Source organism: Flavobacterium aquatile LMG 4008 = ATCC 11947, assembly GCF_000757385.1.
In the GTDB taxonomy this organism is placed as follows: domain Bacteria; phylum Bacteroidota; class Bacteroidia; order Flavobacteriales; family Flavobacteriaceae; genus Flavobacterium; species Flavobacterium aquatile.
Window position 1 is genome coordinate 234,180 of record NZ_JRHH01000002.1, and the last position, 16,434, is coordinate 250,613.

At 34.7% G+C, this 16,434-nt stretch carries 13 protein-coding genes; 8 read left to right on the forward strand and 5 right to left on the reverse strand.

Features of this window, described 5'->3' with window-relative positions:
• The first annotated feature begins 161 nt into the window (after nt 1-161).
• The 8 genes from LG45_RS16630 to LG45_RS04060 all read left to right on the forward strand — a co-directional run bounded on the left by LG45_RS16630 (nt 162) and on the right by LG45_RS04060 (nt 10,655).
• A complete protein-coding gene (locus LG45_RS16630) occupies nt 162-2,480 on the forward strand; it encodes a T9SS type B sorting domain-containing protein (protein ID WP_035124654.1) in 2,319 nt (772 codons plus the stop codon).
• A 20-nt stretch (nt 2,481-2,500) separates the two neighbouring features.
• Nucleotides 2,501-5,530: a T9SS type B sorting domain-containing protein gene (locus LG45_RS15995; protein WP_052087475.1), complete on the forward strand. Its 3,030-nt coding sequence runs from the start codon at nt 2,501-2,503 to the stop codon at nt 5,528-5,530.
• Nucleotides 5,531-5,608: 78 nt separating this feature from the next.
• Nucleotides 5,609-6,322, forward strand: coding sequence for a 3'-5' exonuclease (locus LG45_RS04035; RefSeq protein WP_035124656.1), 714 nt, complete (start codon nt 5,609-5,611; stop codon nt 6,320-6,322).
• Nucleotides 6,323-6,471: 149 nt separating this feature from the next.
• Nucleotides 6,472-7,911 carry a nucleoside recognition domain-containing protein gene (locus LG45_RS04040; RefSeq protein ID WP_035124659.1) on the forward strand — a complete coding sequence of 480 codons (1,440 nt, stop codon included), beginning with the start codon at nt 6,472-6,474 and terminating at the stop codon, nt 7,909-7,911.
• Nucleotides 7,912-7,990: 79 nt separating this feature from the next.
• The gene (locus LG45_RS04045; RefSeq protein ID WP_035124661.1) at nt 7,991-8,245 is read left to right on the forward strand and encodes a type II toxin-antitoxin system Phd/YefM family antitoxin; all 255 of its coding nucleotides are present in this window, start codon (nt 7,991-7,993) and stop codon (nt 8,243-8,245) included.
• A 1-nt stretch (nt 8,246) separates the two neighbouring features.
• Complete coding sequence (locus LG45_RS04050; protein ID WP_035124664.1) at nt 8,247-8,504, forward strand: Txe/YoeB family addiction module toxin; 258 nt, start codon at nt 8,247-8,249, stop codon at nt 8,502-8,504.
• Between the two features lie 83 nt (nt 8,505-8,587).
• Nucleotides 8,588-10,189: a fumarate hydratase gene (locus tag LG45_RS04055; protein ID WP_035124666.1), complete on the forward strand. Its 1,602-nt coding sequence runs from the start codon at nt 8,588-8,590 to the stop codon at nt 10,187-10,189.
• A gap of 70 nt (nt 10,190-10,259) precedes the next feature.
• Nucleotides 10,260-10,655 (forward strand): hypothetical protein, encoded by a 396-nt coding sequence (locus tag LG45_RS04060; protein ID WP_035125360.1) that lies wholly within the window; start codon nt 10,260-10,262, stop codon nt 10,653-10,655.
• A 65-nt stretch (nt 10,656-10,720) separates the two neighbouring features.
• On the opposite strand, the gene LG45_RS04065 is transcribed toward LG45_RS04060, so the two are convergent.
• The 5 genes from LG45_RS04065 to LG45_RS04085 form a co-directional block, all read right to left on the reverse strand.
• Nucleotides 10,721-11,377, reverse strand: a complete 657-nt coding sequence (locus tag LG45_RS04065) for a CoA transferase subunit B (RefSeq protein ID WP_035124668.1) — start codon at nt 11,375-11,377, stop codon at nt 10,721-10,723.
• A gap of 1 nt (nt 11,378) precedes the next feature.
• Nucleotides 11,379-12,080 (reverse strand): CoA transferase subunit A, encoded by a 702-nt coding sequence (locus LG45_RS04070; protein WP_035124671.1) that lies wholly within the window; start codon nt 12,078-12,080, stop codon nt 11,379-11,381.
• A gap of 165 nt (nt 12,081-12,245) precedes the next feature.
• Nucleotides 12,246-14,585, reverse strand: a complete 2,340-nt coding sequence (locus tag LG45_RS04075; protein WP_035124673.1) for a penicillin-binding protein 1A — start codon at nt 14,583-14,585, stop codon at nt 12,246-12,248.
• Between the two features lie 6 nt (nt 14,586-14,591).
• On the reverse strand, nt 14,592-15,077 hold the full coding sequence (locus LG45_RS04080) for a gliding motility lipoprotein GldH (protein WP_035124674.1): 486 nt from the start codon (nt 15,075-15,077) through the stop codon (nt 14,592-14,594).
• Nucleotides 15,061-16,368 (reverse strand): PSP1 domain-containing protein, encoded by a 1,308-nt coding sequence (locus LG45_RS04085; protein ID WP_035124675.1) that lies wholly within the window; start codon nt 16,366-16,368, stop codon nt 15,061-15,063. The genes LG45_RS04080 and LG45_RS04085 overlap by 17 nt, the downstream gene beginning before the upstream one ends.
• Between the last annotated feature and the right edge of the window lie 66 nt (nt 16,369-16,434).

Genomic DNA, 16,434 nt, shown 5'->3' on the forward strand with positions numbered 1-16,434 from the left:
TACATTTTAGGAGATAGTTATTTTATCAAGCCAATCATTGGCTAAATAACTCTTAATAACATCAAATGTTAAAGTCGCATATTGTATAGTTTCTATAACAGGTCATTTTCAAAATCAGAAAAAATATAAGTTATTTTTATGAAATATGAAATTTTACACTTATGAAAATATACTACTCGTTTTTTTTTAAGAAAATTCAAATTTTACTTTGTTTAGTGATTTTTGGAAAATTTTCTGTAAATAGTCAAATTTTAACTAATGGTAATTTCGAAACAGGTGGAAGTGGCGTTGGTTTTTTTGTGCACGATTACACTTTAATAAATCCGTTAACAGGAACAAGCAATCCCGGATTTTATGCTCGTACTACCAATCCTACTTTAATGAATTCTAATTATATTTCTGGAGGCGATCACACAACTGGTTCAGGAAATATGTTAGTAGTTGATGGGTCAACACTTGCCAATAGATTCATTTGGACAACGAGCGATACTGGTGGTGCCATTGGTGGCTTTACTATTGGTTCAACCTATACTTTTAGTTATTGGATAAAATCAGTTTCTAACGATGTGACTTCTGTAGAAGCGACTCGAGCCAATATTGGTTTGACATTTGTAAATACGAGCAATATTAGTCCAACAGCATTAAACAATCTCGCACCTTTGCCATCTCAAGGCTGGCAACAAGTAAGTTACTCATTCGTAGCAACAGCAAATAATGTTTTAATACGTTTAAGAACAATTAATAATGGAACAATAGGAAACGATTTTGCACTTGATGATTTTTCAATTACTGAAGGTGGATTACCTTTTGTAGGAAGTTATACGTCAATAAATCCTGCATGTCCTAACTCAACCGATGGTTCAATTAATGTGAATTTATCTGGTGGTTCTTTACCTTACGGAACATTTACTTTATCGGGAACGGCAAATCAAACCAATACTACTGGAATTTTTTCTGGATTAACTGAAGGCACTTATTCGATTTCGGTTACCGATGCAGCAGGTCAAGTCTATTCTCAATCAAATATAGTTTTAGTAGCTCCGAATAATTTGATATTGAGCAATCCGATTACTATTTGCGAAGGCGAAGCGACACCATTAAGCGTATCAGGCGGAAACGGAACGTATACTTGGACTGCGAATCCAACAGATAATTCGATTACAAATCCAAATAGTGCCACACAAAATGTTAGTCCATCCGTTACAACTACTTATACAGTAACATCGGGAGTGGCTTCTTCTACAACAAATTTAGTTTTTAACGGTGATTTTTCTTTGGGAAATACTGGCTTTACAACAGAGTACAATCAGATAGCAGACCCAAATCCGTTTGGAGTACAATCATCTTATGATATTGTTACTAATCCGAATTCATGGTTTACTGCTTTTGCCTCTTTTGGAGATCACACTTCTGGAACCGGAAATCTCATGGTTTTTGATGGTTCAACAGATCCAACAGGTACAATAAAAGCTTGGTGCTCTGGAACTCCCATTGCTGTTTTACCAAATAAAAGTTATACGTTCTCCTATTATGTAGCTTCTGCTGCGCCACAAAATCCGGCTAAACTTGAAGTTCTAATTAATGGTATTTCTTTAGCGCCACCAGTTACAGCGCCTTCAACAACTGGTGTTTGGACATTAGTTTCGCACGTTTGGAATTCTGGAACAAGCACAACAGCCGATATTTGTATTTATGATAGAGAATTTGTCGATTTTGGAAATGACTTTGCTTTAGACGATATTTCATTGGTTGAAACGCTAACTTGCTTGTATGAAAAAACGGTTACAGTAACTGTAAATCCGCAAGTGATTCCAACATTTAACGCTGTGAATCCAATTTGCGTAGGCGAAACTTTAAATGCATTACCAACAACTTCTTTAAACGGATACATTGGTTCATGGTCACCAGCGCTAAATAATTCGGCAACAACAACATATACTTTTACACCAAATGCAGGTCAATGTGCTACAACTGCAACACTAACAATTGATGTAAGTCCAGTACCAGAATTTTCTATTATCGAAGGTTGTAATGGTACCAACTACACATTGTCTGCAGTAGAAAATAATGCATCAAATTCGAGTTATGAGTGGTTTAATCCTTCTAATAATTTAATTTCAAATGAAGCTTCAGTAATAATTTCGACACCAGGAATCTACAGATTAATAGTTACAGATGATGGCTGTAGCGTAGAAGAAACCATCAATGTACTTGCACCATTTTGTACTATTCAAAAAGGGATTTCTCCAAATAATGACGGGCGAAATGACAATTTTGACTTGGCTTCGTACAATGTAAATAATCTAAAAATATTCAATAGATACGGAACCATTGCTTACAATAAATCGGGTTATCGAGACGAATGGTTTGGTCAATCCAATAAAGGTGATGAGTTGCCAGACGGAACGTATTATTACGTAATTGATTTTGCCGATTTAGAAACAAAAACAGGTTGGATTTACATCAGCAGAGAACAATAAAATTTAAATAAATTGCCCCAATGAATCATTTAAAGAAAATAGTCACACTGATACTTTTATTTATTTCTACTTACAATTATTCTCAATTAGGATTTTGTACAGGAAGTAAAGGCGATGCTATTTTTAGTGAAAAATTTGGTAACGGAACAACTTACGGTCCAGCTTTACCAGCAGGAATTACCAATTACACCTATATTTCTGGAAATCCAAACGATGGTTTTTACACACTTTTTTATAGAACAAATCTATATAGTACATGGCATTATTCTTTAGATCACACTCCAGACGCAACCGATGGTGTAAATGGAAAAGCCTTAATTGTTAATGCAAATGCAAGTACATCTGGTGATTTTTACAAAAGAACTGTGACAGGATTATGTATCAATACAACATTTGAATTCTCAGCTTGGGTGATGAATGTGTACAATCCGGGTTCTGGTTTTTGTGGTGCAAGTGAAATTCCGATAAATGTTCGATTTGAAATATGGAACGACACCGAAACCGTTCTTTTAGGTTCTGGAAATACTGGAAATATTATTGGAACATCTACACCTATTTGGCAGCAATTTGCATTGGTTTTTACTACAACCAATCAAACTTCGGTAGTTTTAAAAATGAAAAATAATGGTTTGGGTGGATGCGGAAATGACCTAGCAATTGACGATATCGAGTTTAGATCTTGTGGAGATTTAACTACAATTTCAAGTCCGTCAACTGTGGGAAGTATTTTTAGCACTTGTGACGCAACAGCTTCGATTCAACTTCAAGCAACAACATCGGGAACTTCAACTTATTTTTATCAATGGCAAACCAGTACCAATGGATTTACCTGGACTGACATTGCTGGAGCAAATGCTTCAACTTACACAACTCCAAGTTTATCATCTACAACCTATTTTAGAACTAAAGTTGCGCAAGATGCAGCCAATTTAAGTAACGATTTTTGTTCTGCTTTATCCGATGTTTTTACGGTTTCCTTTTTGCCTGGACCGAGTAATTCTGTAAATAACGGAGATGTAACTATTTGTAGCAATCAAGGAATTCCTTCATTATCAGTTTCATCTGAGCCTGGTTCAAGTGTAAATTGGTACGATGCACCAACAGGCGGAACTTTATTGCAAGCCAATTCATTAACTTATACGCCAACTGCTGGAGGAACATTCTATGCCGAATCGTATTTTACAGCTTCGAATTGTAAAAGCGCTTCAAGAACGCCAGTGACGTTAACAATAGTTTCTTTACCAACAGTTTCAATAACAGGAACGAATTCTATTTGTTCTGGAAATTCTACTAATATAATCCTCAATGGAACTCCAAACACCGCTGTAACTTACACAATTGATGGTGGAGCTACTCAAACAGTTTTTATAAATTCCCTAGGAAATGCAACGATTCCTACTCCAATCTTAACAGCAAATAGTACGTATAATTTTTTAAATGCAACTTCAAATGCTTTAAGTTCTTGCTCTGCGACTTTAAATATTCCGTTTGTAATTAACGTTAATTCTACGCTTACAGCATTCATAAGTGGTAGTTCAACAATTTGTTCAGGTTCAAATACTGTTTTGACATTTACAGCAACACCAAATACAACCGTCTTTTATAATGTTGATGGCGGTTCAACTCAAAATCTACCAATAGATTCTACAGGAATAGCAACGCTTACAACACCAAATTTAACCTCAAGTTCGACGTATACATTAACAAGTATTTCATCATCTGGAGTCAATTCATGTACCCAAACTTTATCTCAAATTTTTACAATTTCGATAACTGGATTACCAACAGCATCGGTTACAGCCAATCCAGTTTCGGTTTGTTCAGGTGGTTCAAGTACCTTGAATTTTAGCGGAACTCCAAATGCAATTATCACTTATTCGCAAAATGGCGGAACTAGTCAAACAACAACTTTAAATGCTTCTGGAGTAGCATCGGTATTTGTATTAAACATAATTTCCGACACCACTTTTCAATTGATAGAGGCAACTCTTCCGGGTTCATCTTCGTGTAATCAATTAATTTCTGGTTCGGCTTTGGTTAGCATAAATCCAACACCAATGGCAAGTTTTTCAGGTAATTTAAATTATTGTTCGAATGAACCTTTGGATATTACTTTAGCATCAGATATTGTTGGAACAACTTATTCATGGACTGTAACTCAAAACGGAACTATTGGAGCAAGTTCTGGTTCTGGTAATACTATAAATCAAGTTTTATCGGTTATAAATTCTGATGGAAATGCTACTTATTTTGTTACACCTTCTTACAACGGATGTGCTGGAACAACTATTGAAATTGATGTTGTAATTCATGCTTTACCAAATCCAATAGTTAATGATGGTGTAATTTGCTTAAATAATTCGAGCACGCCATCATCCCAATTTTATACTTTAACTACTGGTTTAAATGCGACAGATTATAGTTTCGATTGGTATTTTGGTGGTATTCTAATTCCGACAGCTTCTGGAAATTCCTATAATGCCAATCAAGTTGGAAGTTACTCAGTTATTGCAACAAATAATGCTACAGGTTGTACTTCTGATGAAGTTTTTGCGACAGTTAGCGAGTCAATTCAGGGCGAAAGTTTGATAATTAATCAATCAGGAACTTTTAGTGATAATCCAACAATTTCGGTTACAGTAGTTGGTGGCGATGGTCCGTTTTTATATCAGTTGGATAATTCCGATTTTCAAACGTCTAATGTGTTTTTCCCAGTTTCACCAGGATTTCATACGATAACCGTTGTTGATGAAACGTTTTGTACTAACTTAACGGCAACGGCAACAATCATAAATTATCCGCATTATTTTACTCCAAATGGAGATGGAACGCATGATTATTGGAATATAAGAGGACTTTCTTCAAATTCTGAAATTCTTATTTTTGATCGCTTCGGAAAATTATTGAAACAAATTTTTACAAATCAAGTAGGTTGGGACGGAACGTATAACGGACAAACAATGTTATCTGATGATTATTGGTTTACGGTGAAATATACCGAAAATGGTTCAGAAAAATTATTTCGATCGCATTTTACTTTAAAAAGATAAAATCATTTTTTTAATTTTAATTATCAAACGAAAGCAATATTTATGTAAATTCGTTTTTAGACATTAAAATTAAAAGCCATGATAGAAAAAATTCGCCTAGATAATATTTTATTTCTTGACATAGAAACCGTTCCATTAGAAGAAAATTTCAATTCTCTTGATGATGAAATGAAACATCTTTGGGAACTTAAAACCCAATACCAAAGAAAAGACGACTATACTGCCGAAGAGTTTTATGATAGAGCAGGGATCTGGGCCGAATTTGGAAAAATTATTTGCATTTCGGTGGGTTATTTTGTAACCAAAGGCGATATTCGAAACTTTAGAGTTACTTCTTTTTTTGGTGAAGAGAAAAAAATTTTATTAGACTTCAACAATTTACTTAGTAATCATTTTGATGGTTCTCAACATATTCTTTGTGGTCACAATGCCAAAGAATTTGACTTCCCTTTTATTGCTAGACGAATGATTATCAATCAAGTTTCTATTCCAAACAAACTAAACTTATTTGGAAAAAAACCTTGGGAAATTCAGCATCTAGATACATTGGAATTATGGAAATTTGGCGATTATAAACATTTTACTTCTTTAAAACTACTTACAAAAATCCTCGGAATTCCTTCGCCAAAAGGTGACATCGATGGAAGTCAAGTAGGTCATGTTTTTTATGTCGAAAAGGATATTGATAGAATTGTAACTTATTGCGAAAAAGACGTCATCGCAGTGGCACAAGTTTTCCTTCGCTTTAGAAAAGAAGATTTATTGATTGAAGAAGAGATAATCCATGTTTAGTTTCAGCCACAGATTCACAGATTTCGAAATTTTATTGTTCATTCTCAATTGAATTAAAATTCAATCAAAAATAGGGTCTTCTATTCAAATTAATCTGTGAATCTGTGGCAGATTTTTATAAATAGTTATATTTACAAAAAAAACAAAACATGGTATTAAGTAGATTTTGGCTCGTTATCTTTATTTCATCAATTGTATTTGTGATTTTTAGTTTATTCTCTGGAAACAACTACACGATTGACTTTGTCTTAAATGGAAAAAAAGACGATCCAATTTTAGTTTCTGAAAAGTATCTTCAAGATTTACCTGTTTTTATTAAAGACAGCATCGAAAATGCTCCAGACAAAACTATGATTATCAATCGTGATACTTTGAACGCTGATTCTACATATGTTTTTTCTAATAAAGTGGTAAAAATATACAGTGGAAAACAAAAATCAGATGGATTATTACCGACTTGTAAAAGCACTTTGCTAGATTTGATTTTGCCACTTATGGCCTATTTGGCATTTTTCTGTGGGTTGATGGAACTTTTAATTATATCTGGCGCATCACAAAAATTGGCGAAAATATTAAGTCCAGTTTTTGTAAAAGTCTTTCCAAGTATTCCTAAAAATCATCCTTCAATATCTTACATGACTTTAAATTTTGCTGCAAATTTTCTAGGATTAGATTCTGCTGCAACACCATTTGGATTAAAAGCAATGGAGAGTTTACAAGAAATAAATCCAGAAAAAGACAAAGCCAGCGATGCGCAAATCATGTTCATGTGTTTACACGCTTCTGGACTTACATTAATTGCAACTTCAATTATAGGTTATCGCGCTGCTGCAGGCGCCGCAAATCCTGCAGATGTGATGTTGCCTTGTATAATTACCTCTTTTATCGGGACCATTGCTGCGTTTTTAATTGTAGGAATTAAACAAAAAATCAACTTCAAAAGTGCTTCTTTGGTTGCGGGATTAATGGGAATGATAGGCGCAATTATTGGTTTGTTGATGTATGTAAATCATTTGGATTTAATTGGTAAAAATTATTTTACTTCCAATCTTTCCGCTTTGATTTTGGTTGTAATTATTGTTTTTACATTAATATTATCGTTCGTAAAAGAAAAGAAATTTACAGAAGCAAATACCACCGTTTATGAAGCATTTGTGGTTGGTGCAAATAATGGCGTTAAAACTGGAGTTACAATTTTCCCTTACGTTTTAGGAATGTTAGTTGCTATTTCGTTGTTCAGAAATAGTGGTTTATTTGAAATCATCAGCAATTGGATAGCTTTTATTTTTTCTAATTTAGGTGTGGCAAAAGAAATTACCGATGCTTTACCTGTTGCATTGCTTCGTCCTTTTAGTTCTGCTGGTTCACGTGGATTTTTAATTGATTCAATGAATACATTTGGCGCCGATTCAATGACAGGAAGATTGAGTAGTATTTTTCAGTGTAGTGCCGAAAGTACGTTTTATGTTATTGCAGTTTATTTTGGATCTGTTAATATAAAAAACACTCGATATGCTTTAGGAACAATGCTTATAGTAGATGTTATTTGTGTAATTACTGCCATTTTTGTGGCTAGTTGGTTTTTTTAGAATACACTCTATTATAATTAACAAATCATTTAAAAATTTATCAAAAATTGTACATATATTTGTACAAAATAAATATATTATGGTAATTGCAAATATTTCAGATTTTAGAAAAGATATCAAATCTTATTTTGATAGGGTAGCAAAAAACTTTGAAACACTAATAATAAACCGCGGAAAAGACTCAGGTATTGTTATCATGTCGCTTGAAGAATACAATTCTTTGATGGCAACTAACTATGAGTTATCTACACGTAAAAATGAAAAACGTCTTGATGCTGCAATCGAAAAATTAAGAAATAACGGCTCGTTTTCTAAAGATTTAATCGAAGAGTAAAATGAGATATGTTTTCGTAGACGAATCATGGGAGGATTATTTATACTGGCAAAAAGTTGATAAAAAGAAAGTAAAAAAAATCAATGATTTACTAAAGGATATTTCCAGAACACCTTTTGACGGAATTGGAAAACCTGAGCCATTAAAACACAAATATGCAGGATTTTGGTCGCGAAGAATTGATGACGAACACCGACTAATTTACAGATTTCAAGAGGATGAAATTCAAATTGTAAAGTGTAGACATCACTACGATTAAAGTAAATTATTTAATTAATTCAAATTCAATTTTTCTTCAATCCACCAACTTTCCGTAACTTTACATCACTAAACAAATTTACAATGGACTTTATATATCAAGATCCGTATCCGATATTAAAAGACGATACACAATACAAAAAACTTACTTCTGATTACGTAAAAGTAGAGCAATTTGGCGACAGAGAAATTCTAACTGTTGATCCAAAAGCATTGGAATTGATGGCGCAAGAAGCCATGAACGACGTTTCATTTATGTTGCGAACAGCGCATTTACAAAAGCTAAACAATATTTTAAACGATCCAGAAGCGACAGATAATGATCGATTTGTCGCTTACAATTTATTACAAAATGCTTCTGTAGCCGTTGAAGGTCAGTTGCCATCTTGTCAAGATACTGGAACTGCAATTGTTGTAGCAAAAAAAGGTGAAAGTGTTTACACTGGAGTTGATGATGCCGAATGGTTGTCAAAAGGAATTTTCAATACATTTCAAAATAAGAATCTTCGTTACTCACAAATTGTTCCGATTTCGATGTTTGAAGAGAAAAATTCAGGGTCTAATCTTCCTGCACAAATTGATATTTATGCTAAGAAAGGTAATTCATACGAGTTTTTATTTCTAACGAAAGGTGGCGGTTCTGCCAATAAAACTTTTTTATATCAAAAAACAAAATCGCTATTGAATGACAAAGCAATGGAAGAATTTGTTCGCGATAAAATTAAAGATTTAGGAACTTCTGCTTGCCCGCCATACCATTTAGCATTGGTAATTGGTGGAACTTCAGCTGAGGCAAATTTATCGGCAGTGAAAAAAGCATCGGCTGGATATTATGACCATCTTCCAACAACTGGAAATATGGCTGGTCAAGCTTTTCGCGATATCGAATGGGAGAAAAAAGTATTGTTATATTGTCAAGAAAGTGCCATTGGTGCACAATTTGGAGGAAAATATTTTGCGCATGATGTTCGTGTAATTCGTTTGCCACGTCATGCTGCTTCTTGTCCGGTTGGATTAGGAGTTTCATGTTCTGCCGATAGAAATATCAAAGGGAAAATCACAAAAGATGGAGTTTTCTTAGAACAATTAGAGGTCAATCCGCAGCAATTTTTACCTGCTGTTCCGCCACATTTGGAAGCGGCAGTTGATGTAGATTTAAATCGTCCGATGGCTGAAATTTTAGCTGAATTATCTAAATATCCGATAAAAACTCGTTTGAAATTAAACGGAACTTTAATCGTTGCGAGAGATATTGCTCATGCAAAAATTAAAGAATTATTGGATGCAGGAAAACCAATGCCAGAATATTTCAAAAATCATCCAGTATATTATGCCGGACCAGCAAAAACGCCAGACGGAATGCCATCAGGAAGTTTCGGACCAACAACTGCAGGAAGAATGGATGTTTACGTAGAGGAATTCCAAAAAGCAGGAGGAAGTATGATTATGCTAGCCAAAGGAAATCGTACTAAAGAAGTGATGGAAGCGTGCAAGAAATATGGCGGATTCTATTTAGGTTCGATTGGTGGACCAGCAGCTATCTTGGCTCAAGACAATATCCTAAAAGTTGAGGTTGTAGATTTCGAAGAACTCGGAATGGAAGCCGTGAGAAAAATTACAGTTAAAGATTTCCCAGCCTTTATTATTACTGATGATAAAGGAAATGATTTCTTTGCTAACTTATAAAAATCATTAGCCACAGATTCACAGATTACTATATTTAATCTGTGAATCTGTGGCTATCAAAATTAATCAAATGCCATTTAAAGAAACATTTTCAGAATTTTATACCAAAGTTAAATCGAGTTTAGAAGATGGAACTTTTGCCAAATTAACTTTAGCAAAAACCATCGGAAATACCGATTTGATGAATATTTATGTTCGTCCGATATTGGAGGAAAATGAGTTGAAATTAGAGTTAAAGTTCAAACATCAACAAGAAGAATTATTTGAAATTCACGAAATTGAAAATGCTTTTCCACGATTATTAGAGTTTATTAATAATCCGTTTATGTCTGCCATTTTATTTACTACCGAATTTGATTTAACTTACAAATTGAATAAAAAACGTGCGGTAAGTATAGTAGAACAATTTCCTAGTTTTACACATGCTTCGCCGGTGATCATTGAATATTTAGAAAGTAAAAAGTAAGGATTTCAACTAAAAAAATAAAACCCACAAAATTTAATTGATTTTTGTGGGTTTTATTTTTTTTATTAATCAATAACCATTTCAGGAATTTCGCCTTCAATAATTAAAGTTGCTTCTGTTGATGCAATGATGTGTTCTACAGAAACTCCTGGTGCGCGTTCTAATAATTTGAAACCTTGAGGTGTTATTTCTAGAACAGCTAATTCGGTAACTACTTTTTTAACACAAGCAACTCCAGTTAAAGGTAAAGTACATTTCTTTAGAATTTTACTTTCGCCTGCTTTATTTACGTGCATCATGGCAACGATAATATTTTCTGCAGAAGCTACTAAATCCATTGCACCGCCCATTCCTTTTACCATTTTTCCTGGGATTTTCCAGTTGGCGATATCACCATTTTCTGAAACTTCCATGGCGCCAAGAATTGTTAAATCTACGTGTTGTCCACGAATCATTCCGAAGCTGAAAGCTGAATCGAAGAAACTTGCTCCAGGCAAAGTTGTTATTGTTTGTTTTCCTGCGTTGATTAAATCGGCATCTTCATCGCCTTCAAAAGGAAATGGTCCCATTCCTAGAATTCCGTTTTCGCTTTGAAATTCAACATCAATTCCTTCTGGAATGTAATTGGCAACTAGTGTTGGAATTCCGATTCCGAGATTTACGTAGTAATTGTGTTTTAATTCTTTTGCAATGCGTTTTGCAATTTGATTTTTATCTAACATATTAGAAAATTTTTCTTACTGTACGTTGTTCTATTCTTTTCTCGTATTTTTCGCCTTGAAAAATTCTGCTAACCAATATTCCTGGAATATGAATTTCGTTTGGATCTAAACTTCCTGCTGGTAAAAGTTCTTCAACTTCGGCAATCGTTATTTTTCCAGCGCCACACATTGATGGATTGAAATTTCTAGCTGTTCCTTTAAAAATTAAGTTTCCTGCTTCGTCACCTTTCCAAGCTTTTACTATGGCAAAATCGGCTTTGAAGGCGTGTTCCATCACGTGCATTTTTCCGTTGAACTCGCGTGTTTCTTTACCAATTGCGACTTCTGTACCAAAACCTGCTGGAGTGAAAAAAGCTGGAATTCCGGCTTGAGCTGCACGACAACGTTCTGCTAAAGTTCCTTGCGGAATTAACTCAACATCCAATTCTCCTGAAAGCATTTGACGTTCGAACTCGGCATTTTCTCCAACGTAGGACGAAATCATTTTTTTGATTTGTTTTTGTTGTAATAACAATCCCAATCCGAAATCGTCTACTCCTGCATTGTTGGAAATACAAGTTAGGTTTTTAGTTCCTTTTTTCACTAGTTCGGCGATGCTGTTTTCTGGAATTCCACACAGGCCAAAACCTCCGAGCATTATGGTCATGTCGTCTTCAATTCCTTGAAGTGCTTCTTTAACCGAATTTACTTTTTTATTAATCATATCTTAGCAATGAATTATACTAATTTTCTATAAGTTTTATTTTGTTACCAAACCTTTAAATAGGCTTAGCCCTGATAGAAGTGGAAATCCTTTTTTAGGATTATCCTGTAGCGTTAGCGAAAGGAAAATCCTAAAAAAGATTGCAACGTATAGCAGGAATAGCTTCTAAAGATCGAACTCTTCTGTGTTTTGTTGTTCGTTACTGAGTGAATCTACCGCAGTTGTGTCCTTGGGTTTGGAATAACCACCACCGGTATAACAGTCGATTTTAATGGACATGTTTTCTGGTTTTTCAAACTTATCTTTAGAGATTTGAAGATCTGGATCTTCGTAACATTTTTTCATAAAATAACCCCAAATTGGTAAGGCAGCCGTTGCTCCTTGACCATAAGTGATGCTTTTGAAACGTGCAGAACGGTCTTCGCAACCTACCCAAACGCCAGTTACAAGATTGGGAACCATGCCGATAAACCAACCGTCGGACTGGTTTTGTGTTGTTCCAGTTTTTCCTGCAATGGAGTTGGTGAACATGTATGGATAGCCTGTCCAGCGTTTATCGCCGTTTCCGCCACCTTGAGTTCGTAATCGTTCTCCAGATCCACCTTCAGTAACGCCTTCTAGAAGTTTGATTACAGCAAATGCGATGTCTTTGTTGAGAACGTCGTGCGATTCTGGAATGGGTTCGTAAATTACGGCTCCGTTTTTATCTTCGATTCTAGAAATAAATTGTGGTTTTATGTAAACACCTTGATTGGCAAATGTGCTGTATGCGGCAACCATGTCGTGAACGGTAATATCTACCGCGCCAAGAGCAATTGCTGGTTGTGCAGGAATATCTGAAGTTACGCCAAGCTTGTGTGTTAAAGCTACTACGGCTTCTGGACCAGTTTTGTCTATTAATTTGGCAGAAACGGTGTTTATAGATTGCGCTAATGCTTTGGTTAAGCGTACCATTCCGCGGTATTTTTGGTCAGAATTTCTTGGTTCCCAATCTTCGGTTACGTTGTGACGACCTTTTCTAATTACAAATGGTCCGTCAATTATGGTATCGCAAGGAGACATTCCTAATTGTTCGATTGCAGTTGCATAAACGAACGGCTTGAAGGTAGAACCAACTTGGCGCGCGCCTTGACCAACGTGATCGTATTGGAAATACTTGTAGTTTATTCCGCCAACCCAAGCTTTAACTTGACCCGTTTGTGGTTCCATTGACATTAATCCCGATTGTAGAAAATGTTTGTAATATCTTATGGAATCTAATGGTGTCATTACAGTATCACGTTCGCCTTTCCAAGTGAAAACAGTCATTTTTGTTTTTACGCTAAATGATGCTATGATTTCTTCATCCGATTTATCGTCGGCTTTTAGAATGCGCCATCTTTCGGAATTTTTCATCGCTTGTTTGATGATTTTATCCGTTTCCTCTGGTGTTATACTGATGAAAGGAGCGTTTTTATTGCCTTTTTGTTGAATCCAAAATTCTTCTTGAAGGTTTTTCATGTGTGCCAAAACCGCTTCTTCTGCATGTTCCTGAATTTTTGAATCGATTGTAGTGTAAATTTTTAAACCATCGCCGTAGATGTCATATTCTTCTCCGTCTGGTTTTTTATTTTCTTTAACCCATTTTTTCATGTAATCTCGAAGGTATTCTCTAAAATAAGTAGCCGTTCCGTCAAGGTGACTTTCTGGATGAAAATCAAGTTTAATTGGTTTTTTTTCTAAAATTAATTTAGCCGATTCTTCAAGATGATTATTTCTAACTAATTGACCCAAAACAATATTTCTTCTTTTGATGGCTCTTTCTGGAAAACGATTTGGGTTAAAACGAGAAGGATTGGTTAACATTCCTACCAATAACGCGCTTTCTTCTACATTTAAATCGCGTGGTTCTTTACTGAAATATACTTTGGATGCTGATCGAATTCCGACTGCACCATTCACAAAATCAACCTGATTTAGATACAAAGCGATGATTTCTTGTTTGGTATATTGTCTTTCTAATCGGATAGCAATAATCCATTCTTTGGCTTTTTGTACAATTCTAAAAGGAAGAAATTTAGAACCTTCGCCATGAAATAAATTCTTTGCTAATTGTTGGGTTATGGTACTTGCTCCACCATCTTTTCCTAGTTTTAAAGCTGCACCAAATGTTCTACGAGCATCAATTCCTGAATGTTCATAAAATCGTTCATCTTCGGTAGAAACTAGTGCATCGACTAATGATTTTGGTAAATCTTTGTACTTGATTGCAGTTCTATTTTCGTTATAAAATTTACCTAACGTTACACCATCAGAAGAGATGATTTCGGTTGCTAAATTAGAATCTGGATTTTCTAAATCTTCAAAGGATGGCATTGCGCCAAATAAACCCCAAGATGCAAATAGAAAGAATAGAAAAATTCCGCCAAGTGTGTAAAGAAATAGTCTCCAAAACTTGTTTGAATAATATTTTACGTCTCTTGCAGGAGTAGTTCCTTTGGATTGAGAATTATTTTTTTGTGCCATAATTTTTTATTCTAATGATTCTACTCTAAAACCTATTTCAGTGATGCCTTTTAAATTGTCAACACCAGCGACTTTGCCTGTTTGACGAACGGCTTGCTGAATTTTAATGGTATAATCGCCTTTCAAATTGAACTTAACATTGGGTTTGTAAAACAGTTTACTTTCTTTCACGTCAGAAAAACCGTCGCCCATTAAACTTCCGTCTGGATTTGCCATTTCATATTCTAATGTGTCAACTAAAACTTTTTTATTTGGTTGAACTAATGAAACTATTAGAAACAAATTACTAAACGGATAATCGTTGTTGGCTCTAGTATTTACGTACAAATTGTAATTTTTTAAACTATCCAATTTTGGTAATTTAAATTTAATAATACTGTCTTTATGCCAAGAATTTCCAACGGATTTGTATTCGTCAAAAACACGTTTTTCATCGCATGAAATTATTAAAAACGCTACTAAAAGAAACAGTATGCTATTTTTTATCTTCATTCTTTTTAATAATTATTGGTCTTTTATTTTGTGGTTTTGCATTCGGATTTTGTCCTTGTGCTTGTGGTTGTTTTTGATTTGGATTTTGTCCTTGTCCTTGTTTTTGATTAGGATTAGCGTTTTGATTCGGATTGGTATTCTGGTTTGGGTTTTGAACTTTGCTTTTGTTCTTATTTTTATTTTTGCTTTTGCTCTTTTTTGGTTGGTCAAAACGCGTCAAACTTTCTTGACCCATCGCGTTATTGAAGTTGGCTTCTTGCTCAACAACGATTTCTATAGCATAATCTTCCAGTGCAGAAACTCTGATTTTTTGTTTGTTTTGAACTACAATTTCTCTAACCTGATCGATTTTTAAAACATGCCAGTTCGCGAAATTATCGGTGTAAGCAAACCACATTAATCCTTTAAAAATGTCTTGTTTTTGGCAAATTGCATCGCCTTTTTCGGTGTAAAGTTTGGTTTCAAAATCTGGAAAATCTTTTAAAGCATCAAGATAAGTGTCTAATTCATAGTTTAAACAGCATTTTAATTTGCCACATTGACCTGCTAATTTCTGCGGATTTAGTGACAATTGTTGGTATCGAGCTGCCGATGTATTTACACTTCTAAAATCGGTTAGCCATGTTGAACAACACAATTCTCGTCCACAAGAACCAATTCCTCCAAGACGCGCTGCTTCTTGTCGAAAACCTACTTGTTTCATCTCAATTCTGGTCTTGAATGATTGAGCAAATTCTTTAATCAACTGACGAAAATCGACTCTGTCATTGGCTGTATAATAGAAAATAGCTTTCGATCCGTCGCCTTGAAATTCAATATCAGAAATCTTCATTTCTAATTTTAAAGAAATTGCAATTTCACGCGCTTTCACTTTCATTGGTTCCTCTTTATCGCGTGCTTCACTCCAGATATCGATGTCTTTTTGTGATGCTTTTCGGTAAACTTTGGCTACATCTTCGCTTTTATGATCGACGCCTTTTTTCTTCATTTGTACTTTTACCAATTCGCCAGTAAGCGTTACAATTCCGACGTCATGACCTGGTGAAGCTTCTGTAGCTACAATATCGCCAATGCTTAACGTAAGTTTTTCGGTGTTTCTATAAAATTCTTTTCTTCCGTTTTTAAAACGTACTTCAACACAATCAAAAGGAGCTTCGCCATTAGGCAAATTCATATTTCCTAACCAGTCAAAAACAGTCAATTTATTGCAGCTATCGGTGCCGCAAGTCCCATTATTTTTACAACCCTTTGGTGCACCACCATCAGAAGTTGAACAACTTGTACATGCCATAATTATATATGTAGTATCGCCAAAAAGCGATTTAAGTTTATAAAACGATTAATTGGTAAAGATAGT